The organism is Paenibacillus sp. NPDC057967 (assembly GCF_042887015.1).
GTDB lineage: Bacteria > Bacillota > Bacilli > Paenibacillales > Paenibacillaceae > Pristimantibacillus.
Genome location: NZ_JBHVQB010000006.1, coordinates 471,766 through 492,036 on the forward strand (window position 1 = coordinate 471,766; position 20,271 = coordinate 492,036).

At 54.8% G+C, this 20,271-nt stretch carries 20 protein-coding genes; all 20 read left to right on the top strand.

What is annotated here, in order from left to right:
• Positions 1–37: 37 nt before the first annotated feature.
• The 20 genes from ACFVSO_RS18285 (at position 38) to ACFVSO_RS18380 (ending at position 20,246) form a co-directional block, all read left to right on the top strand.
• Positions 38–271, top strand: coding sequence for a hypothetical protein (locus tag ACFVSO_RS18285; protein WP_387476134.1), 234 nt, complete (start codon positions 38–40; stop codon positions 269–271).
• A gap of 50 nt (positions 272–321) precedes the next feature.
• The gene (locus tag ACFVSO_RS18290) at positions 322–624 is read left to right on the top strand and encodes an iron-sulfur cluster assembly accessory protein (protein ID WP_387476136.1); all 303 of its coding nucleotides are present in this window, start codon (positions 322–324) and stop codon (positions 622–624) included.
• A gap of 52 nt (positions 625–676) precedes the next feature.
• Complete coding sequence (locus ACFVSO_RS18295) at positions 677–907, top strand: YuzB family protein (protein ID WP_387476138.1); 231 nt, start codon at positions 677–679, stop codon at positions 905–907.
• Positions 908–1,001: 94 nt separating this feature from the next.
• On the top strand, positions 1,002–1,616 hold the full coding sequence (locus ACFVSO_RS18300; protein WP_387476140.1) for a DUF3990 domain-containing protein: 615 nt from the start codon (positions 1,002–1,004) through the stop codon (positions 1,614–1,616).
• On the top strand, positions 1,576–1,881 hold the full coding sequence (locus ACFVSO_RS18305; protein WP_387476142.1) for a hypothetical protein: 306 nt from the start codon (positions 1,576–1,578) through the stop codon (positions 1,879–1,881). Before ACFVSO_RS18300 ends, ACFVSO_RS18305 begins: the two co-directional genes overlap by 41 nt.
• 138 nt (positions 1,882–2,019) lie before the next feature.
• Positions 2,020–3,399 (top strand): PDZ domain-containing protein, encoded by a 1,380-nt coding sequence (locus tag ACFVSO_RS18310; protein ID WP_387476144.1) that lies wholly within the window; start codon positions 2,020–2,022, stop codon positions 3,397–3,399.
• 196 nt (positions 3,400–3,595) lie between these two features.
• Entirely contained in the window at positions 3,596–5,002 is a 1,407-nt protein-coding gene (locus ACFVSO_RS18315) for an extracellular solute-binding protein (protein WP_387476146.1), read from the top strand.
• A gap of 223 nt (positions 5,003–5,225) precedes the next feature.
• Positions 5,226–6,221 (top strand): zinc-dependent alcohol dehydrogenase, encoded by a 996-nt coding sequence (locus ACFVSO_RS18320; RefSeq protein WP_387476148.1) that lies wholly within the window; start codon positions 5,226–5,228, stop codon positions 6,219–6,221.
• A gap of 20 nt (positions 6,222–6,241) precedes the next feature.
• Positions 6,242–7,198: an ABC transporter permease gene (locus ACFVSO_RS18325; RefSeq protein WP_387476150.1), complete on the top strand. Its 957-nt coding sequence runs from the start codon at positions 6,242–6,244 to the stop codon at positions 7,196–7,198.
• Between the two features lie 24 nt (positions 7,199–7,222).
• Positions 7,223–8,110, top strand: coding sequence for a carbohydrate ABC transporter permease (locus tag ACFVSO_RS18330; protein ID WP_387476152.1), 888 nt, complete (start codon positions 7,223–7,225; stop codon positions 8,108–8,110).
• A 138-nt stretch (positions 8,111–8,248) separates the two neighbouring features.
• A complete protein-coding gene (locus ACFVSO_RS18335; RefSeq protein WP_387476154.1) occupies positions 8,249–9,865 on the top strand; it encodes an extracellular solute-binding protein in 1,617 nt (538 codons plus the stop codon).
• A 78-nt stretch (positions 9,866–9,943) separates the two neighbouring features.
• Complete coding sequence (locus tag ACFVSO_RS18340; RefSeq protein WP_387476156.1) at positions 9,944–12,019, top strand: hypothetical protein; 2,076 nt, start codon at positions 9,944–9,946, stop codon at positions 12,017–12,019.
• A gap of 2 nt (positions 12,020–12,021) precedes the next feature.
• The gene (locus ACFVSO_RS18345) at positions 12,022–12,678 is read left to right on the top strand and encodes an RraA family protein (protein WP_387476158.1); all 657 of its coding nucleotides are present in this window, start codon (positions 12,022–12,024) and stop codon (positions 12,676–12,678) included.
• Positions 12,679–12,705: 27 nt separating this feature from the next.
• Positions 12,706–13,467, top strand: coding sequence for an SDR family NAD(P)-dependent oxidoreductase (locus tag ACFVSO_RS18350; RefSeq protein ID WP_387476161.1), 762 nt, complete (start codon positions 12,706–12,708; stop codon positions 13,465–13,467).
• Positions 13,468–13,546: 79 nt separating this feature from the next.
• Positions 13,547–14,425 (top strand): SMP-30/gluconolactonase/LRE family protein, encoded by an 879-nt coding sequence (locus ACFVSO_RS18355; protein WP_387476163.1) that lies wholly within the window; start codon positions 13,547–13,549, stop codon positions 14,423–14,425.
• A 19-nt stretch (positions 14,426–14,444) separates the two neighbouring features.
• Positions 14,445–15,215: an SDR family NAD(P)-dependent oxidoreductase gene (locus ACFVSO_RS18360; protein ID WP_387476165.1), complete on the top strand. Its 771-nt coding sequence runs from the start codon at positions 14,445–14,447 to the stop codon at positions 15,213–15,215.
• Between the two features lie 181 nt (positions 15,216–15,396).
• Positions 15,397–16,302, top strand: coding sequence for a fumarylacetoacetate hydrolase family protein (locus ACFVSO_RS18365; protein WP_387476167.1), 906 nt, complete (start codon positions 15,397–15,399; stop codon positions 16,300–16,302).
• Positions 16,303–16,314: 12 nt separating this feature from the next.
• A complete protein-coding gene (locus ACFVSO_RS18370; protein ID WP_387476169.1) occupies positions 16,315–17,151 on the top strand; it encodes an amidohydrolase family protein in 837 nt (278 codons plus the stop codon).
• Positions 17,152–17,180: 29 nt separating this feature from the next.
• On the top strand, positions 17,181–18,932 hold the full coding sequence (locus ACFVSO_RS18375; RefSeq protein ID WP_387476171.1) for an IlvD/Edd family dehydratase: 1,752 nt from the start codon (positions 17,181–17,183) through the stop codon (positions 18,930–18,932).
• A 165-nt stretch (positions 18,933–19,097) separates the two neighbouring features.
• Positions 19,098–20,246, top strand: coding sequence for a GNAT family N-acetyltransferase (locus ACFVSO_RS18380; RefSeq protein ID WP_387476173.1), 1,149 nt, complete (start codon positions 19,098–19,100; stop codon positions 20,244–20,246).
• Positions 20,247–20,271: the final 25 nt, after the last annotated feature.

The following is a 20,271-nucleotide window of genomic DNA, read 5'->3' on the forward strand; positions in this document are numbered from 1 at the left end:
TGCTGTAAAATCGGGATTCACAGGGGTGGAAGAGATTATGCGCAAGCTACTGTCGCTTAAGCATTGGCAAAGAACTTTTGCCCTTATTTTCCGATTGCTGAAATCAAAGGATGTGCTTATTCGGGACAAGCTGCTGTTCCTTGTGCCCGTAATTGTCTATTGGATCGTTCCGGATGTGATGCCGTTCATTCCGATTGACGATATTGCTTTTACGATGATTGTTGCAGAATGGTTTGCCCGGAGAATGGGGACGAAGTATAATATAGAGTAATGAAGGAAGAACTTGTTGCCGCATGGGCAACGCAGAGGAGCTGGATAGGCATGAAATGCAAAATTTCCCGCAATGCGGCGAAGATGATAAAGCTTGAGCTGGAGAAGGAAGAGAATACAGACAAGCTGCTGCGCGTCTATGTGACGCATTCGCATGGCGACCACGCGCATTACGGCATGGGAGTCGACACGCCCACGGATAAGGACGTAGTTGTATCGACGGACAAGGATATCGATGTGATTTTGGAGAAGGACAATGATTTTCTCGACGGTATCCGCATAGACTACTTCTACGTGCCGGAAGAGGGCTTCGCGATTACGAATCCGTCCAAGGGCAACCACGGAGATCATTAAGCATCATGAAGCACCGCTTTGCAGGCGATGAGGAATGGGACGATAAATCATAATGGCTACCAATGATATTAAAGTATGTGAAAAGTGCAAGCATATGAAGATGAAGACCACGCTTGCCAAGCTGCAGAAGCTTGCTCCCGAGGCGGAGATCAGCCAAGTGACTTGCAAATCCTACTGCGGGCCTTGCGCCCGCTATGCCTTCGTATTTATTAACGGACGGTATGTGAAGGGTGCAACAGAGGATGAAGCGATCGAGAAGGCGCTGTCGTATTTGAAGTCATAATGTTTATTCCATACAACAAACCAACGATGAACCCAACAACTTAGATGCTGTTGGGTTTTTATATGGATCGCAATGAACAGGGAAGGAGCATAGGATGGATATTAAGACACCACAGCTGCTATATCATGGAACGACAGGCTCTACCGTAGAGTCATTCCGCAGCAAGCTGCTTCAATCGGCCTATTGGCGGCCGGGCAAAGACTTCGGGGAAGGCTTCTATACGACGATTTCCATCGCTCAGGCAAGAAGATGGGCGCATAAGACGGCAAAGGAAGCCTGGGATGGCGGCAAGCCTTGTGTACTGGTCGTTGAGCTGTCCAGTATTCCTGCCGAGATTGAGCCGCTCCTGTTCCTGTCGGATTCTCCTGCTTGGGCTTCATTCGTCTACAGTCACAGGAAACAGAATGCGAAAGGCGAAGATCCGTGCGCCGTACATCCAGATATCATTATTGGTCCGATGGCGGACAATGACACTGGAAAAATCGTACATAAAGGCGTACAATTAAAGAAAGACGATCAATGGTTTTACGATCAGATTACCCGATCTCAGAAGGGGCGCAAGCTGGACGCTTTGAAGCTGGGCAACCAGGTCGTATTCGGTTCCGAGCGATGGGAGTCACATGTTGTCTTATTGGGTTATTATATATATACGAGAGGAAGGTGGTTGTATGGCGACGCCAGGGACGAGAGTGAGATTAAGCGCGTATGAGCGGGGCATAGCCGAGGCACTGGTGCAAGGGTGGAGCTACGAACCGTTAGCCGCCCGCGAGCTGGTTGTCGAATACATCAAGGTGATTCGCAGATTAGGCGGATATGAGCCGTGCACCCATTATGCGGCGCTAATCGATCGGGCCAAGCGCGCCGGACATACGCCTTCCATGTGGATACAACGCATCGTGGACATCGAGCAAGGCGAGGCAATGGACCGCGGCATCGGAGAAGAGCAAAGCCGCCACTACTTGCAGAGCAAGTAGAAGCAGCTTCGCTGCTCCCGTACGCGGGTGCGGACATAAGGGAAGACAAGGGGACGTGCGGCAGCTATCTACGCGTCCGCTTGTCTTTTTTTGTGAAGGGACAAGCAAAGGAAACCATTGTGACTGGGAGGCTTTAGGGTGAAGAAGGGTTATCATGCAGGCAGACGGCTTTATTATGCTGGATTTATAATCGCAATCTGCAGCTTGATTGCGGCAGAACTGATATGGATACCAGCTCCGCTCCGAACAGGAGGGGGCGTATTGTGGATTGAAATGATTAATTGGCTCTATTATGTACTGGCTGTTATTCCGCTGATGTGGACGCTGGGAGCGGGCCTGATGCTCCGATTATCTCCGAGGCTAACGATTCGGAGCTTAAGGGTTGCTATTATAGCCGTTAATCTGGCGCTGGCGGGCTTGCTATTCGCCAGGGCATCGATGACAGCGCTGCTGGCGGCTCTGACGGCTGCGGCTGTTCTTGTCATCATCGATATGCTGGCTAGCGGTCGTATGGAGCGAGGGCGTACGCCTTGGCGAACAGTCGTTTCGATAGCGGCAATGGCTTTGATTCTTGGCATCCTGCTTGTGCCGACAGGCTACAGCGTGACCTATCCAGGCATGACGCTGGATATGAACCGTTACGCGCATGTTCAAGGAGGGGCCGAGGGCGGAGAGATTGAGGGCGTGCTCGTATTCGACCGGCCAGCGGTATTGGCGGATAGGCTGTATGGCTGGTTATTCCCGCAATATGACTTCTTGCCGATTCCGAAGGACGAGCCGCCGCTGTCAGAGACGTATGCGCAGGTAATCGCCATGAAAACCGATGCTAACCGCGTTGCTGCGGCAATTGCCATGCAGAAGGCCGGCATCGGCAAAGGGGTTGTTCCGGATGGTGTTCGCATTGTTGCCATTGTGAAGGACAGCCCGGCAGACGGCATTCTGCATGCAGGAGATATCGTAGACGCCGTGAACGGGCATGAGATTCGTAAGGTCGAGGAAATGATCTCGTATATGACAGAAATCGTTAAGCCCGGCGATAAAGTGAACTTAACAGTCAGAAGAGCGGGCGCGCCCGTCTCCGTCACAGTCCGTACCGTTCCATCGGAGCAAGACGCGTCGCGGGCAGTATTCGGCGTATCCGTACAGACGGAGCCCAAGCTCGACACGCCTAGATCCATTAACTTCCATGAGTATATCGCTCATCTCGGCGGACCTTCGCATGGCGCGATGCTTACGCTTGCTTTTATCGATCAGCTGATTGAGGGCGGCGTGACGGGCGGTCTGCAGGTGGCTGGAACGGGTACAATTGAGACGGATGGATCGATAGGCATGGTCGGAGGCATCCCCCAGAAGGCTTATGCGGTAAGCCGGACGGATGCCGATGTGTTTTTTGTGCCTATAGAGGGAGAGCAAGCAGCCAGAAGCGCGGCGCCTGATCTGAGAATTGTTGCGGTAAGCAGCATCGATGAAGTGCTGGAATGGCTAAAGGAGCATAAAAATGAAGCCCCAGGGAAATGATCGCCTAATGAGGGGTTGTTCACGAATGCCCGGGCGAGCAGTTCGCCGTCTGGCGAACGACCAGCCTCGGTGCTGAATACCCGACTTTTTGAACACGTACGATAAGGGGGATATTCGTCTGATAGAGTTGACATCCCATGTAAAATAGTTAACAATGAATCTGATGTCTATGTTTGAACCAATAGGAGAAATATACATGAGTCATAAATTAGAACGATCATCCTTTCAGGAGCGGCTGGATCATTTCGTTAATGTCATTCGCACGGAAATTGTGAACGGAATTAGGGAAGAAGGCACGTACCTGCCTGCCGAGAGCGCGCTTGCGAAGCAATTCGAGCTGAGCAACAAGTCGATACGGAAGGGGCTGGAGCAGCTCGTCGAGGAAGGGCTGATCGTCAAGATTGACCGGGTCGGCAGCATGGTGACGCCGAGGGCGAAGGAGACCATTACGATCAACTTCGGCTGCCCCATCAGCCTGACGACGGACTTCATGATGGACGACCTTATTGCAGCGTTCTCGAAGCGCAATCCGGGTATTCATGTGCGCCGCATATCGCTTAACCATATCAGTTATTCACAATCCGCCGAAGAGATGATGGCGAACGGCCTGCTTGATGTTGTGGCCTTCAACAGTCCGCAGTTCCAGGAGTGGACGGAGGAAGGGCTAACGTCGCTGCTGGAGCCGCAGGCGTCCGACGAGCGGCTGTACCGCATCGCGGAGGAAGCCTTCCTGCATGATGGAATGCTGTTTGCGAAGCCGGTTTCCTTCTCGCCGGTTGTCTTGTGCTACAACAAGGAGCACTTCGCGGGGGCCGGCATCGACGCTCCGGACAGCTATTGGACCTGGCAGGATCTGATGGATGCGGCGGCGAAGCTGTCGGAATCGCGCGGGAAGCCGGGCATCTACTTCCTGCCGACCTCCGAGAACCGCTATTCGGTCTTCCTGCTGCAAGGCGCAGGGAGAAACAGAGGGAGCGAGAGTGTTGAAGGGCTGCTTGACGGCTTGTCAACACTGAACCGCCTCATTGAGAACCGTTCCATCTTCCCGAATTATTGGGCGCACGGCAATGACGAGACGATTCAGCTGTTCGTTGAGGGGCAGGTGTCCATTATCCTGTGCACGTATTTCAATCTCAATGAATTCGCCCATTCGACGATGGACTACGACATCTGTCCGCTGCCTGTCCTGCGCAGAGGGGACCCTCAGCGCACGCTGCTGCTGTCGATCGGCATGTCGGTCGTGAAGCAGTCCAAGGTGAAGGAGGCTGCCCGCCGCTTTGTCGACTTCCTCTCTTCGGAGGAAGCGCAGGGCATGATCCGCGACAAGACGATGAGTATACCGGCACGCAAGGAGTCTGCGAGCCGCTTGGCAGGCGGCGCGCTTCGGCTGCCGTCCAGGTATGCCATGTTCAGGGAGCTGCAGCCTTCCTTCGCGTATCACAGCGATCTGGGCATACGGATGAAGGACCTCAGGAAGATTACCAAATGGCTGAAGGAATACTGGTCGAATATGATCGACGCCACCGAGCTTAGCGGCAAGCTGCTGGAGCTGGGATCGGAGAATCGCAAGAGCGGACAGCCTGCTGGCATGCCCGAACGATAATGCAATCCTGGAACCGTCCAAGCATACAAGCTTGGGCGGTTCTTTTTGTTGTCTCGATTGAACGCGCTTTCAACTTCTAGAGTATTCAGAAAAATAGTTGTTGACGGTTTCATAAAACCGGGATTATAATCAATACATCAGAAGTACATCAGTGATGTATTTTAGAATGAAATTATTGGTAAATATCAATCACTAGTAAATCAGAATGGAGCGGAATGCATCTATGCGAGCGATTAAGAGCCGAAATGGCACTGCGGTCGTAGTCGATCTTCCTGAACCGGAGATCAAGCCGCAGTATGTCAAAGTGAAAATTCAATATTCCTCCGTCAGCATCGGCACAGAGCTCCTGATGATCCGGACGAATCCGGAAGCGGCGCTGGGCTACAGCGCGGCCGGGGTCGTCCTTCAAGTAGGAGAAGGCGTCACGCATGTGGGTCCGGGAGACCGGGTAGCCTGCTACGGCACGCCTGCACACCGGGAAGTGATGCTATCGCCCAAACATTTGGCCGTGAAAATTCCTGACGGCGTGTCCATGCAGGAAGCGGCATTTTCGGGAATCGGAGCGATTGCGATCCATGCCCTTCGGCAAGCGGATTTGACCTTCGGCGAATCCGTCGTTGTGCAAGGCGTAGGCATTCTGGGGCAAATTATCGCGGGGATCGCCCATGCATCGAACTTCCGTGTCATCGGCCTTGATCCGATAGCCGAGCGCAGAGAAAAGCTGCTGGAAGCGGGAATCAGATATGCATATGGTAGCACGGACGAGATTGGCGCAGCGCTTAAGACGGCTACCATCGGCGGGAAAGGCGCGGATGCCGTGCTCGTATGCGCAAGCAACCGCAGCCATAGCCATATCGATACGGCTATCGGCTGGCTCCGGGACCGGGGCAAGATCGTTGTTGTCGGCGATACCGGCTGTGACTTCAACCGTGATCTGCTGTTCGCGAAGGAAGCAAGCGTACACATCTCGCGGGCGGGCGGCCCAGGGCGCTACGAAGCCGATTATGAGCAGCTTGGATTCGATTATCCAATCGGTTATATCAGATGGACAGAGGGACGCAACATCGGGGACTTCTTGCGGATGATCGACGAGCAAAGAATTGATATCGCTTCCTTAATTACGGATGAAGTTTCCTTCGAAGCTCTTCCTGAGCTTTATGAACGATACGAGCGCGAGCCGAACAAGATGCTGGGAATCGTCGTTCGATTCCATGACTAACGGGAGGAGTGAAAGCGCTTATGCGAGAGATGGCGAGTACCGCCAAGGCGGCTAAGCGGCCGGAAGGATCGCGCCCGAAGTGGATCAAGACGTTCCTTCGCTACCGGTGGCTCTATCTGTTCATGGTGCCGGGTCTGCTGTACTACCTCATCTTCCATTACGTGCCGATGTTTGGGCTGGTCGTCGCATTCCAGGACTACAACCTGATGAAGGGCGTATGGGGAAGCCCCTGGGTAGGCTTTGACAATTTCAGAACGGTCTTCTCATCACCGGACTTTCTTGTCCTGATGAAGAACACGATTATCCTGAGCGTCTACCGGATCGTGTTCAATATGTTTCCTGATTTGATTCTGGCGCTGATGCTGAACGAGATTCGGGTGCGCTGGTTCAAAAAATGGATTCAGACGCTCACATACGGTCCTCACTTCTTGTCGTGGATTATCGTATACGGCATTGTATTTTCTTTCTTTGCACCAGGCTCAGGCTTGATTACGAACTTCATCCGCGATCTGGGCTGGACGCCAATCGATGTCCTCACAAGTTCGGAATGGTTCCGGACGCTGCTGCTGAGCACGGATATATGGAAGAGCACGGGCTACGGGGCCATCATTTATTTGGCCGCGCTGGCGGGCATTAACAACGAGTTGTATGAATCCGCTGCCATTGACGGGGCGGGGCGCTGGCGACAGATGTGGCATATTACGCTGCCGGGCGTGCGGGATGTCTTCATCCTGCTGATTATTCTACGGCTGGGGAATATTCTCGATGCAGGCTTTGAGCAAGTTTACATTTTCTTGAATGTACGCGTTTACGATGTCGGAGATATATTGGATACCTGGATTTTCCGAAGGGGTATCGAGCAGCTTGATTTCAGCGTTCCTGCAGCGGTTGGCGTCTTCAAATCCATCATTGGGTTTGTGCTCGTCATCCTGGCGAACAAGCTGGCCAAGCGCTTCGGAGGATCGGGAATATGGTAATGAAATGGCTGGAGGTGGTGGAGCATGCCGTTCCTGTTCAAAAAATCGCTGTCTGACCGTGTGGCGGACGGAATTATCTACCTGGTGCTTGCACTATTCGGTATTGCGACCTTGTTCCCGATTTACTACGTATTTGTCGTCTCGATTACACCTTATACGGAAGTGCTCAAAAACGGCGGATTCCTGCTAATACCGAAAACAATTACATTTGACGCTTTCCAAGCGATATTCAGCAGCGGAGTAGTGCCGCGCGCCTTGCAAATTACCGTATTCATTACCGTGTGCGGTACGGTGCTGAACCTGCTTGTTACGACGCTGCTTGCGTATCCGCTTTCAAAGAAATTTTTGCCGGGAAGGAATCCCGTCCTGCTTGCGCTGATCTTCACAATGCTGTTCTCGGGCGGCTTGATTCCGACCTTCCTGACCGTCAAGGCGGTTGGCCTGATGAATACGCTATGGGCGCTTATTATTCCGGGTTTGGTCTCGACCTTTAACCTGCTGATTATGAAAACCTACTTTGAATCGTTGCCGCCGGAGATAGAAGAGGCGGCCAAGGTAGACGGCTGCGGCGACGCGCGGACCTTGATGTCCATCGTGCTTCCGCTGTCGATGCCGATCATGGCGACGCTGGGCTTGTTCTATGGCGTCAATCATTGGAACGCTTATTTTGGCGGCATTATGTACCTGAATGACCGGGATCTCTACCCGCTTCAGGTTGTGCTGCGGAACATGATTATTACGCCGAGCGTCAGCCAGGAGCTGGCCGTGCCGCAGACGCAATTGAGCGCGCTGCCTCCCGAATCGATCAAGATGGCGACGGTTGTCGTCGCGATTGTTCCGGTCCTTATCGTGTATCCTTTTCTACAAAAATATTTCATTAAAGGGATGCTGCTTGGAGCTGTCAAGGGGTAATCACAACAGGGAAGCAGATGAAGGGGGAATGTCCGGGCGCCTACGCGCTAGCTTCTATTAGAGAGAGAAGAGCAATGCCGCAGTAAGGAAAGAGCAGAAACCTTGAAACCTAACTCATACTTTAGGAGGTCATGCAACATGAAAGGAACCAAATCGCTATTATTGGTGCTTATGGCAATCATCCTTACACTGACAGCATGCAGCGGCAACAACAAGTCGAATCAGGAGCCGTCCTCGCAGCCATCCTCGAATGCCGGGGGCGAGACATCGGAGCCGACACGGGAGAAGATCAAGCTGAACTGGTTCGTAACCGCTTCGGCCGATGCGATTCTTCCGAAGGGCGACCAAGACTTTGTGAAAGCCGCAATCGATGAGAAGTTCAACGTCGACCTGAAAATCAACTATATGCCGTTCGGCCAGGACTATCAGAACAAGCTGAATTCCATGGTGGCGTCGAGCGACATCCCGGATGTGTTTTTCATCGACGGCATTTCCTCCAACCAGTACATCAAGGACGGCATTGCGCGCGATATGACAGGCATTGTCACGCCTGAGAATATGCCGAACTACTTCAAGTATTGGGTAAGCGAAGACGCGCTTCCGAAGTATCAGGTACAAGGCCAGTTTGCTAGAGCGCCGATTCCATTTGAAAAATATTTCTACCGTTCCTACTATATCCGTCAAGACTGGCTGGATAAGCTCGGACTGCCAATGCCAAAATCGTATGACGATATGCTGAACGTGATGCAGGCATTCACAAACGACGATCCGGACGGCAACGGCAAAAGGGATACTTACGGCTTTACCGCATTTGGCAACGGCACGAACATGTCGCTTGAATTCCCGACCTACGTCAAAAACGGCCTGTTCGGCGACTTCAACATTGTAGGCGATGAATTTGTCGATACCCGTACCGATCTGAAAATGCAGCAGGTGCTGGAAGATACGAAGGCGCTGATCGGCTCCGGCGTCGTAGATCCAGACTGGCTACTGAACAAAAACGGCCAGCAAATCGAAAAAGCCGTTCAAGGCAAAGTGGGCATCATTCTTGGCTTCGGCAAAAACCTGGCCTTCGATCAAAACCCTGAAGGCTTGCAGATGAAAACAAAAGAAGTAACAGGCAACGCTGACGCTAACTGGATGCCGTTTGATCCGTTCGCGGACACAGGCACATATATCGATCCGGTGCCAGGCAATCCGTTCCTGCTAAGCTCCAAATCATCGGAAGAGGCGATCAGTCGTTCTGTGGAAATTCTGGATTGGCTTGCAGGAGAGGAAGGATTCCTGCTTACGCACTACGGCCGCGATGGTTCAGAATATACGCGTGACGGCTCGACCATTACGTTGAATCAAGACGCGATCAAATCCAATATTACAGACAATGGGAACTTCCTGTCCGTCTACAACTGGTTCACGCCAATCTCTGGTCCGGAGGAATTTGGTGTTGTTGTAGCCGATCCGAACGTAACCGACCGCGACCGCGCGATTGTAGACACAATTACTTCCTATAAGATCGTTCCATCCGTAGGCACTAGCATGGTCGTCAAGGAAGGCATGGATCTCGGCGCATTGCGCGCCAGAATGAACGAGCTTCAAGTGAAGATTATCTATGACGAGAAGGATGCGTCCAACTGGCCGAAGTACCGCGAAGAGCTGATGACCAAATACGGCGGCAAAGAAATCTTTGAATTCTACGCTGAGCAAGTAACAGAGGCAAGAGGTCAATCCGTTACGTTCAAGGCGGATAATAACTAATCGAATAGATGAGGGTGGAGAGTCGCGATATGCCGGCTCTCCTCTCTCTATCCACACAAGATAGAAGGAGGTTTCATCATGGACTACAATGCCGGAGCGTCCATGATCCGGGTGCCGACCGTCAAGGAGCTGAAGGCGCTGCCGAAGGAGAGCCGGATAGCGGGAGGTTCTGTCTGGATTGAAGGGTATGAAGAGGCGGGAGATGCGGGGGCTAAGCTAGTGTACTGGTCGCCGGCATGTAGTGCCCCGGATAACGGAGGAACCGTCCATGCGCCTGAGGACGGAGGAGAAGGACGGTGGCAGGTCAGACATGACGGAGTAGGGCGCTTCAGCTGGTTCGGACATTTCGATGCCGATCGGGCTGCGGACGACGCTCTGGACGCCATGGTGAACGATCCTTCCATCCGCCGGATCGAGGCAGGCTCGGATTTGCGCTTTATCAGGCGCCATGAGTTCAGCCGAAGCGGCATTGAACTGAATTTTTGGGGCTTCTCGGCCTATACGGATGGCATGGAGGATGCGCCTGACAATGATCCTTTTGCCGCGCTGCTATTGTTTAGAGGCAAGCTTACCGATGTGGAGCAGACGATTCGGCTGACGGAGCCGCTTGCGGAGATGGATGAGAGATTCCCGGTTGCCGATTCGGAAGCATTCACGACTGGAGATTGGTGGATCGTTCGCTGCGATCGTCTCAGCGGCGGGGCGGAGCGCGAGCTGGAGAAGATGCTGCGGGTAACCGAGGTCATGGATGATGGCCGCGTGCGCTTCGATTATAAAAACGGTTGGAGGCTGGAGCCTGGACGGGAGATCAGCTACCGCAAGGTGGAGCCAGTTGTCGGGGCATCCGTCCGCAGCATGAAATTCCACGGGGCGGGTACGACGATGGCTACGGGCTCTCATCCGGTGGCCTACGAGTATGCGGCGGAATGCCATGTCTCAGACATTGACGCTTACCGAACATTTTGGCCCGTCATTATGCGGCGCTACTGCTCCCACTATGTGACAGAGCGGTGCAAGCTGACCAATCCCGTCGAAGTGCTGATCGGCGGCACGGGCTATTTGACTCAGCAAATCTACTGCTTGTATGGGGTGGTCAGAGATTGCCTCACGAGCAATGGCAGACACTTGAATGACTTTACAGGCTCCGCTTATGGCTACGTGGAGAACTGCCATGCCGACGGCGACGATCTGGGCGCGTTCGTGACGCATGGGCAATATGAGCATGACCTGACGTATGTAGGCAACTCCGGACTGATGTCCTTTGCCAACAGCGGACCGACCTGGGGCGAGAGCGCCAAGCGGATTACGGTGAAGCAGCATGTCGGCTCCTGGTTCATCGCCCATCGGAAGGTGACGGATCTGACGCTGGAGGACGTGCATGTCTTTAGGCGAGACGGAGTAGAAAATTCGGCTAACACGGGCTCGTTCTGGCTGAATGCGGACGGCGTCCAGATGAAGAACTGCACAGCGGAGGCGATGGTCCGATTCGTGCAAGTATCGGATCGCTCCGCAAGACCGAATGTGGCGGAGAACAGCTCCTTCACCGTCACGAAGGGACGAAGGCTCTCGTATGAGGGGGTAGACGGCAAGCTTCAATTCGTACGATGCCGCTTTCTCGGCCTCGATGGGAACCGCTTCGAGGGCGGGGGCGAGCTGAGCTTCCGCGATTGCGAATGGCAGGGAGCAAGCGAGCAATCCGATGCGGTAACCGTAGCTGGTTCCGGCTTCAGATTTACAGGCGGTAGCATGGACAATACCGGCGTCGCGATGGTTGGCGAAGGAGCGAAGCGAGTCGAGGTGGCAGGCGGCGCGCGCTTAAGCGGCACTAATGCTGGCAAGGTCTTTTTGAGACGGGAAGCGAGTGGCGAGACACAAGGATCGACGGAGTGGCGGCTGATGGGCTACATAAGCCGGGCAGCCGACAGTGAGACGGCGCATGTCCAACTGGACGGCGCGTCCCATGCGTATCTGGCAAGCGGCGTAACCTTTGATGGCGGCCGGTTTCATTGTCCCGACGCTGCTTTCGAGGAAGGCGGCTATATGCTGCACAAGGATAATATAGAGCTGAATGTCAGCCGTGAGGTCATGCCAGCCGAACGAAATGGCGTTCAGCACGCGCATCATAATATGAACATCACAACTGGAGGGTATTGAACATGAACGATCAACAACTGTTTGAGCAAATGGAATCTTTGTTATACGCGGCAGTGATCTCCGACACGCTGGATGAGCTAGGCTACCGCAATCAAGTTATGCGCGAAAATATTAATCCGATCGTTAACGATTGGGTAGTGGCAGGCCGTGCGAAAACGATCCTGTCTGTGGATGTGCACTATGTGCCGGAGGACCCGTATGCGAAAGAAATCGAAGCGGTAGATAGCGTGAAGCCGAACGAAGTGGTTATCGGCTGTACGAACGAGTCGAAGCAGAACGGGCTATGGGGCGAGCTGTTATCCACCGCTTCGAAGATGCGCGGCGCAAGAGGCGCGATCGTGGACGGCCTCATCCGCGATACGAAAAAAATCGAAGAGCTGGACTTCCCGGTATTCGCAACCGGCACGAAGCCGGTCGACTCGCAGGGCAGAGGCCTGGTGATCGACTATGATATTCCGGTGTTATGCGGCGGCGTGATGGTGCATCCGGGCGACGTTATCTTCGGAGACCGTGACGGCGTAGTTGTAATCCCGCAAGCCTTGGTCGATGACGTGTTCAAGCGCGCAATGGATAAGGTAACACGCGAGAATCATACGCGTGACGAGCTGCTGGAGGGCCGTACGCTGCGCGAAGTGTATGACAAATACGGCGTGCTGTAAGGCACACGGATGAAGGAGCGAACCGGCATGAGGCTGCAAGGGAAAAGAGCGGTAGTGACAGGCGCTGCGCGCGGCATCGGCCTCGCGATCGCCGAGCGCTTCCTGCAAGAAGGCGCAAGCGTCGTGCTGATTGACCGTGACGGCGGTGAATTGGAGGCAGCGCTTCAAAGCTTGGCTTCGTATGGGGGACGCGCAGTTGCAGAGGTCTGCGACCTGCGCAGCCTTCCGGAGCTGGAGCATGCGGCGGCAGCCGCGTTCGGCCGATTCGGCGGGGTTGATATTCTGGTCAACAACGCCGGAATCGCCTTCCGCGAGCCGTTCATGGGCATCTCCATGGAGCGTTGGGAAGCCGTATTTGACGTTAATGTTCGAGCCGTCTTCCGTCTGGGACAGCTGGCGGCGGATTGCATGGCGAGGCAGGGGACGGGAGGCGCCATCCTCAATATGAGCTCCAAGAACGGACTGTCCGCCAGCGGTGAGCTGGCCCATTACAATGCGTCGAAGGCAGCGGTCATTTTGCTGACGGAATCGATGGCAGTGGAGCTTGCTAGTTATGGCATCCGCGTCAACGCGGTCGCGCCGGGCTTCGTCGATACGCCGCTCGATCGCAAGCTGCGCGAAGAGAACGGCCTGCCGGCGTATTCGGAGCATACTCCGATGAAGCGCGGAGGCAGCGTGACGGAGATTGCGAATGCTTTTCTGTTCCTCGCATCGGACGAAGCTTCCTATATTACAGGAACAACGCTGCGGGTGGATGGAGGACATTTGGCGAACGGCAGCGAATTGTGAGGTAGCCGCATAGCCGAGTATCAACCTTGTCCGGTTGGCCGGCATACAGCGGACAGCATGAGCAGGGGAGAGGGAAGCGATGACGACAATCGTAAATTTGGCGCTTGATGCCCGGGCTGCATTAGGTGAAGGACCGCACTGGGACGCCGAAACCAATCAATTATATTTTGTAGATATAGACGGGAGAGCGCTGCATGTGTACGACACAGTCTCCCGCAATCATCGGATGCACCGCTTTGACAAGCGGGTAAGTGCCGTAATACCAGCCGTGGATGGTTCGCTTATCGTGACGCTGGAGGACGGCATTTACAACTATTACCCCGATTCGGGAGCGCTGCATGTCATTGCGCTCATCGAAGCGGAGATGCCGGATAACCGGTTCAACGATGCTAAATGCGATCCTGCCGGCAGGCTCTGGGCAGGCACGATGAGCACAGGCTACGCCAAGGATCAAGGAAGTCTCTACCGGCTGGAGCGAGGCGGAGAGCCTGCGCGCGTCGTAACGGAAGTGGGCTGCTCCAACGGCTTGGCTTGGGATGAGAGCAAGGGATGCATGTATTATATCGATACGTTAAAGCTTGCGGTAGACCGATTCCGTTACAATAGCGGCACAGGCGAAATTAGCGGGCGCGAGACGGTGATTAAATGGCCGTCGAAGGAAGGTTATCCCGACGGCATGACGATAGACAACGAGGGCATGCTCTGGATTGCGCATTGGGGAGGCGGCAAAGTATCGCGCTTTGATCCCGATACCGGCAAGCGGCTGGCGGAGATCGAAGTGCCGGCCCTTTACGTCACATCCTGCGTATTCGGCGGCGCACGCCTTGATGAATTATATATCACGACGGCGAGAGTCGTCTTGTCGGAAGACGAGCATGCCTTATATCCCCATGCAGGCGGCGTATTTATGGCGAAGCCGGGCGTGACGGGGACGCCTTCCAGACGATTCGGACCTTAACAACAAGGAGGTACTGGTTATGCGCTTGAGGGACAAGGTTGCGATTATTACCGGCTCCGGCTCCGGCATCGGGCGAAGCTCGGCGCTGCTCTTCGCCTCGGAAGGGGCGGCTGTTGTCATTGCGGATCTGGATCGCGAGAGAGGGCAGCAAGCAGCGGATGAGATCACAGCATTGGGCGGCAAGGCGATCCATGTGACATGCGATGTGACGGAGCAAGAGGCGGCGAAAGCGCTGGCGGCCGAGACGGTAGCGGCATATGGCCGAGTCGACGTGCTGTTCAACAATGCGGGCATCAGCCATGTCGGCGCGCTTCATGAAGTGGAGCCGGATGCGTGGGACCGCGTCATACGCGTTAACGTGCGCGGGGTATACATGACGGCGGCTGCCGTCTTGCCTTATATGATGGAGAGCCGGTCAGGCTCGATTATTAATATGTCATCCAGCATTGCCGAGATGGGCGTATCCGCAAGAGCGGCATATACGGCCTCCAAAGGCGCTGTCCTCTCGCTCACGAAAGCGATGCAGGTTGATTACGCGCCATACGGCATACGCGTCAACGCGCTGCTGCCAGGCACGATCATGACCCCTTTTGTCGAGGGATACTTGAGCCGTTCCGCCGACCCGGAAGCTGCGAAGGCTTCCATCAAGCGAAGACAGCTGAGCGGCGAGCTCGGCCGTCCCGAGGATGTGGCCCATGCGGCGCTGTTCCTCGCTTCCGACGAATCGCGCTTTGTCATGGGTTCGCCGTTTTATGTGGATGGAGGGCTTGTTTTCGGCAAAAACGCATAGCTGCGGCAGAGAACGGATGGCTCACTCATCCCAATGCTGATAACTGAACTAGCGTTCGACTTTCAGGCGTGGCACCTCGCATAATCGCAGTGAATGTATGTTTTCCATGTCAGATAGAGGTTCAGATATCAAGCCCGTTTGCAGCGCAATCATACCGTGATAGAAAAGGAGAGGTATAACGATGAAACTAATGACCTTTATGAAGGATGGGGTATACCGGACAGGCGTAAAAACGGAAGAGGGCGTGCTCGATTTGGCAGCAGCCGTGCAGGGCAGCGCTGCCGGAGAGCCGATTCCAACCACCGTCAGAGAAGTGATTGCAGGCGGGGACAGCACCCGTGAAGCGGTAGAGGCGTTCATCGCACAATTGAAGTCGGAGGGCCCTGAGCTATACCGCGCCTATCTGAATCACGAAGAGGAGCTATCCATCGGTCCATGCGTTACCGAACCCGAGAAGCTGATCTGCATCGGGCTCAACTACCGCAAGCATGCGGAGGAGTCCAACATGCCGATCCCGGCATACCCGATTCTGTTCAACAAATTCAACAACACGCTGAATGGACATGGCAGCGACGTTCCGCTGCCGAGGACGTCGAGCGAGGTGGATTACGAAGCGGAGCTTGGCATTGTCATCGGGCGCACAGCCAAGTATGTAAGCGAAGAGGAAGCGCTGGATTATGTATTCGGCTATTGTACGGCGAACGACTTGTCGGCACGCGACTTGCAAATGCGCACCAGCCAGTGGCTGGCGGGCAAATCCTGCGACGGCTTCTCGCCGATCGGCCCTTACCTCGTATCCGCGGATGAAGTGGGCGATCCCAATGCGCTTGCGATTAGCTGCACGGTGAACGGCGAGCTTCGCCAAAGCTCCAACACTTCGGATATGATCTTCAACTGCAAGCAAATCATCAGTTATGTCTCCCATTGCATGACGCTGAAGCCGGGCGACATCATCCTCACAGGAACGCCGGAGGGCGTCGTGCTGGGATACCCGCCGGAGAAACGAGTCTACCTGAAGGACGGAGATGTCGTTACGGTGTCCATCGAAAAGCTGGGTGCGATCACGAATCGCATGGTTAGCGAATAGGGGGGGCTGGCGATGATCTTCGACAGCCATACTCACCTGTTCGGACCCGGTATGTGCAGCGGCCCCACTGAAGCGGCCATCAAGCGCGCATGGGGACCGGATATGGAAATATTGGCGACACCCGAGATGCATGAGGAAGCGACTGCCGGCTGCAGCGGCTCCATCGTACTGGCGATGGCGGCTTATGCTACCGGCCTGGTTGTGCCGAACGAATATGTCGCGGAGTATTGCGCCAAGGACAGCACAAAGCGCTTTGGGTTCGCCAGCGTTGATCCGAACGACCCCGACGCTGTCATCAAGTTCGAGACGGCCATCAGAGAGCTGAACTTGAAAGGACTTAAGCTGGGGCCCATCTACCAAAACTTTTATCCCGATACGAAGGAGCATTTTCCCCTCTATGCGAAGGCCGAGGAGCTGGACGTGCCGATTCTGTGGCATCAAGGCACATCTTTTGTGCCGGAGGGCTATCTGGACGCATCGCGCCCGGCGATGCTGGACCCCATTGCAAGAGCTTTTCCAAAGCTGAAAATGATCGTAGCGCATATGGGTCATCCATGGATTGATGAATGCATCTCGCTTGTCCGCAAGCACCCGAACTTATATATGGATGTGTCCGCGCTCGGCAGCAGGCCGTGGCAGTTCTACAATGCGCTTGTATCGGCGCAGGAGTACGGCTCGGTGCATAAAATTCTGTTTGGCTCGGACTATCCTTTTTTTACGCCGGACCGGATGATCGACGCGATGCAACGCATTAACGAACCGGCAGAAGGGACGAAGATGCCGCGCGTAACGGATGAGACGATCGAATCGATTCTGCATCGCGATACGCCGACCATTCTTGGGTTTTAACAGACGGAGCATACAGGAGGAGAATGGCAGTGAAGAGTGAGAGCTATTTTGGCGAAAAGGACTTGTGGGGATTCATTCATCGCTCGTTCACCAAATCGATGGGCTACACCGAAGACGATCTTCGCAAGCCAGTCATCGGCATCTGCAATACATTCAGCGAGCTGAACAAATGCCATTCCCACTTTAATGAACTTGTCGATTACGTGAAGCGAGGCGTTTGGCAAGTTGGCGGCTTGCCGATGGAATTCCCGACGATCTCTATCGGCGAGCCGTATGTGAAGCCGACGACCATGCTGCTGCGAAACCTGATGGCGATGGATACGGAAGAGATGATGAAGGCGCATCCGATCGACGGCGTCGTGCTGATCGGCGGCTGTGATAAGACCGTGCCCGCCCAACTGATGGCGGCGGCAAGCGCGAACATTCCGGCTATCGTCCTGACGGGCGGTCCGATGCTGAACGGCCGTTTGCAAGGCCGAAGCCTCGGCGCTTGCACGGATTGTTACGGCTTTACGCTGGAGCATAAGGCGGGCAACCTGAGCGACGAGGAGCTGGCAACTGCGGAGAATTCCGTGTGTCGCAGCGACGGCCATTGCATGGTCATGGGCACGGCAAGCACGATGGCGTCCATCGCGGAAGCCATCGGCATGGCGCTTCCCGGCTGCGCCGCTATTCCCGCCCCTGACAGCCGCCGCAGACATATCTCCGAAGCGACTGGCAAACAGATTGTTGAGCTGGTGCGCCGCAATATTCGTCCGCGCGACATTATGACGATGGACGCGCTGGAGAATGCTATCCGCATTACGATGGCGAGCGGTGGCTCGACGAATGCAATCATTCATCTGGTGGCCATTGCTGGACGGCTTGGCTTCAAGCTGCCGCTGGAGACATTCGACCGGATTAGCGCACAGACCCCGTTCCTATTGAATCTGCGCCCGTCGGGCAAATATCAGATGGAGGAATACTTCGAAGCGGGAGGTGTTCCGGCCTTGATGAAGGAGCTGGAGCCGCTCCTGCATGGAGACTGTCTGACTGTTACGGGCAAGACGATGAAGGAGAATCTGGCAACAGAGCCGCGTACCTGGAACCCGGATGTCATTCGTCCGATGGTCGAGCCGCTGGACTCGCAAGGCGGAATCGCCGTGCTGAAGGGCAATCTGGCGCCAAACGGCGCCTTGATCAAGCAGACGGCCGTCTCCCCGCATCTGAAGAAGCATAAGGGGAAAGCAGTCGTCTTTGACAGCCCGGAGGACCTCGCTGCGCGAATCGACGATCCAAACCTGGATGTGGACGAAAACAGCGTGCTGGTGCTGAAAAATGCGGGACCGAAAGGCGCGCCGGCCATGCCGGAGATCGGCCAGATTCCGATTCCGGCGAAGCTGCTGAAGCAAGGCATTCGGGATATGGTTCGTATATCGGATGCGCGGATCAGCGGCACGTCTTACGGAGCGCTGATCGTGCATGTCTCGCCGGAGGCGGCAGTCGGCGGAACGCTGGCGCTTGTGCAATCCGGCGATGAGATTGAGCTGGACATTGAGGCGAAGCGGCTGCAGCTTCATGTGGCCGAGGAAGACCTCGCGATTAGAAGAAGCGGCTGGTCGGCGCCGAAGCCGCATTACGACCGTGGCTACGGCCTGCTGTTCCACGAGCGTGTGCTGCAAGCTCATCTGGGCTGCGACTTCGACTTCCTGCTGCCACCGGACCTTCGTGAGGAGCTGTTACGCGAGGAAGCTGACAGTATTAGCAAGAGTCAGGCGGCTGTTGAAAGAGATAACGTTTGATTGGCAGGTTGTCTTATGACAAGGCAATCTAGCGACAGCAAGTGATGGCTTTTGAGCAAGTAAAGTAGCAAGATACATCCAACAAGATACAAGATACATCCAGCTAGACCAACCCAACAAGATACACCCAACCAGACCAACCTTGTATGAGAAGGAGCCGATGATGTGGACATTCGTGCGATGAACAAAGCCGATCTCAAGGAAGCGGCGGCGCTAGCCAATCGTATATTCAGAGAGCCGGGGCATTCGTCGATGGCGGACGCCTTCCCGCCGATTTTTTCTGGAGCTTTCCAGAGCTCGCTGGGCCTATACGTGGAGGGCAGTCTGGTCGCCTTTATGGGACTGGTGCCTCATCTGCTGAGGATCGGCAAGGCGGAGGTTCCGATGTTTGCTTTAGGGTCGGTATGTACCGACCCGGAGCATCAAGGTAAGGGCTACGCCGGCTTGCTGCTGGATCGCGTATTTGCGCATATGGAGGCATCCGGGGCTTCTCACTTATATATATCAGGGGCGGGCAAGCTATATGCACGCAACGGCTGCAAGCCTTTTGGCTCGACGCGAAGATACCGGCTGCATGCAGGCATAGCTTCCATAGCTGCGCCGACTGCGGAAGGCCTTCATTTCCGTGAAGGTATGGAGAGTGATCGCTTCGAGATTCACAGCTTATATAAGGAGACCGCCGTCAGATATGAACGCGGTCTCTTCGAGACAGGCATGCTAATGCAAGCAGAGGCGATAGCGGGTATTTATAAGCTGGAGCATCGCGTGCTCGTGGCAGTCCGGGATGACCGTATCATCGCTTATACCGTGTTGGCGGTGAAAGGCAAGCAAGCTACGGATGCGGTTCCTTTCATGGTGGAAGGAGCGGGCGACGCAGGCGCTTTGGAACAAATACTGCTTCATGCGCTTAGAAGCGGAATGGCCGAAGAACTGGATGTCACTGTTCCTTGGCATGAACATGCTTGGAGAGAGAAGCTTGATCGTTATCCATACGCGGATGGCACCCAGTCCGGCACGATACGGATCGTGAGTCCGGAGCGTTTTTGGAAGAGCATAACACCTTACTTAGTGGAAATCGACGCAGAAGCGACGAGTCTGGTTTCCGTGCAGAATGTGGCGGTTCCCTCCGGAGAAGCGGAGGCTGTCCGGCTAAAAGTGGATCAAGCAGAGCTAACGTTGAATCAGAACGAATGGATATCGCTGCTGTTCGATGCTGCATGGGACATACCGTCGATTACAGAGGAGCAACGGGAAATACTGAAGCGATTGCTGCCGATTCCGACGCCTTATCCCGCCGGCTTGAATTTTGTGTAGGGTTGCCATGCAAGTTGGTCGAACC

Excerpts from the sequence above, each read along its gene's own strand:
- ACFVSO_RS18295 (WP_387476138.1), top strand. The coding sequence starts at position 677 with ATGGCTACCAATGATATTAAAGTATGTGAAAAGTGCAAGCATATGAAG.
- ACFVSO_RS18335 (WP_387476154.1), top strand. The coding sequence starts at position 8,249 with ATGAAAGGAACCAAATCGCTATTATTGGTGCTTATGGCAATCATCCTT.
- ACFVSO_RS18370 (WP_387476169.1), top strand. The coding sequence starts at position 16,315 with ATGATCTTCGACAGCCATACTCACCTGTTCGGACCCGGTATGTGCAGC.
- ACFVSO_RS18300 (WP_387476140.1), top strand. The coding sequence starts at position 1,002 with ATGGATATTAAGACACCACAGCTGCTATATCATGGAACGACAGGCTCT.
- ACFVSO_RS18360 (WP_387476165.1), top strand. The coding sequence starts at position 14,445 with ATGCGCTTGAGGGACAAGGTTGCGATTATTACCGGCTCCGGCTCCGGC.
- ACFVSO_RS18305 (WP_387476142.1), top strand. The coding sequence starts at position 1,576 with ATGGCGACGCCAGGGACGAGAGTGAGATTAAGCGCGTATGAGCGGGGC.
- ACFVSO_RS18320 (WP_387476148.1), top strand. The coding sequence starts at position 5,226 with ATGCGAGCGATTAAGAGCCGAAATGGCACTGCGGTCGTAGTCGATCTT.
- ACFVSO_RS18355 (WP_387476163.1), top strand. The coding sequence starts at position 13,547 with ATGACGACAATCGTAAATTTGGCGCTTGATGCCCGGGCTGCATTAGGT.
- ACFVSO_RS18290 (WP_387476136.1), top strand. The coding sequence starts at position 322 with ATGAAATGCAAAATTTCCCGCAATGCGGCGAAGATGATAAAGCTTGAG.
- ACFVSO_RS18365 (WP_387476167.1), top strand. The coding sequence starts at position 15,397 with ATGAAACTAATGACCTTTATGAAGGATGGGGTATACCGGACAGGCGTA.
- ACFVSO_RS18340 (WP_387476156.1), top strand. The coding sequence starts at position 9,944 with ATGGACTACAATGCCGGAGCGTCCATGATCCGGGTGCCGACCGTCAAG.
- ACFVSO_RS18350 (WP_387476161.1), top strand. The coding sequence starts at position 12,706 with ATGAGGCTGCAAGGGAAAAGAGCGGTAGTGACAGGCGCTGCGCGCGGC.
- ACFVSO_RS18330 (WP_387476152.1), top strand. The coding sequence starts at position 7,223 with ATGCCGTTCCTGTTCAAAAAATCGCTGTCTGACCGTGTGGCGGACGGA.
- ACFVSO_RS18315 (WP_387476146.1), top strand. The coding sequence starts at position 3,596 with ATGAGTCATAAATTAGAACGATCATCCTTTCAGGAGCGGCTGGATCAT.
- ACFVSO_RS18345 (WP_387476158.1), top strand. The coding sequence starts at position 12,022 with ATGAACGATCAACAACTGTTTGAGCAAATGGAATCTTTGTTATACGCG.
- ACFVSO_RS18285 (WP_387476134.1), top strand. The coding sequence starts at position 38 with ATGCGCAAGCTACTGTCGCTTAAGCATTGGCAAAGAACTTTTGCCCTT.
- ACFVSO_RS18325 (WP_387476150.1), top strand. The coding sequence starts at position 6,242 with ATGCGAGAGATGGCGAGTACCGCCAAGGCGGCTAAGCGGCCGGAAGGA.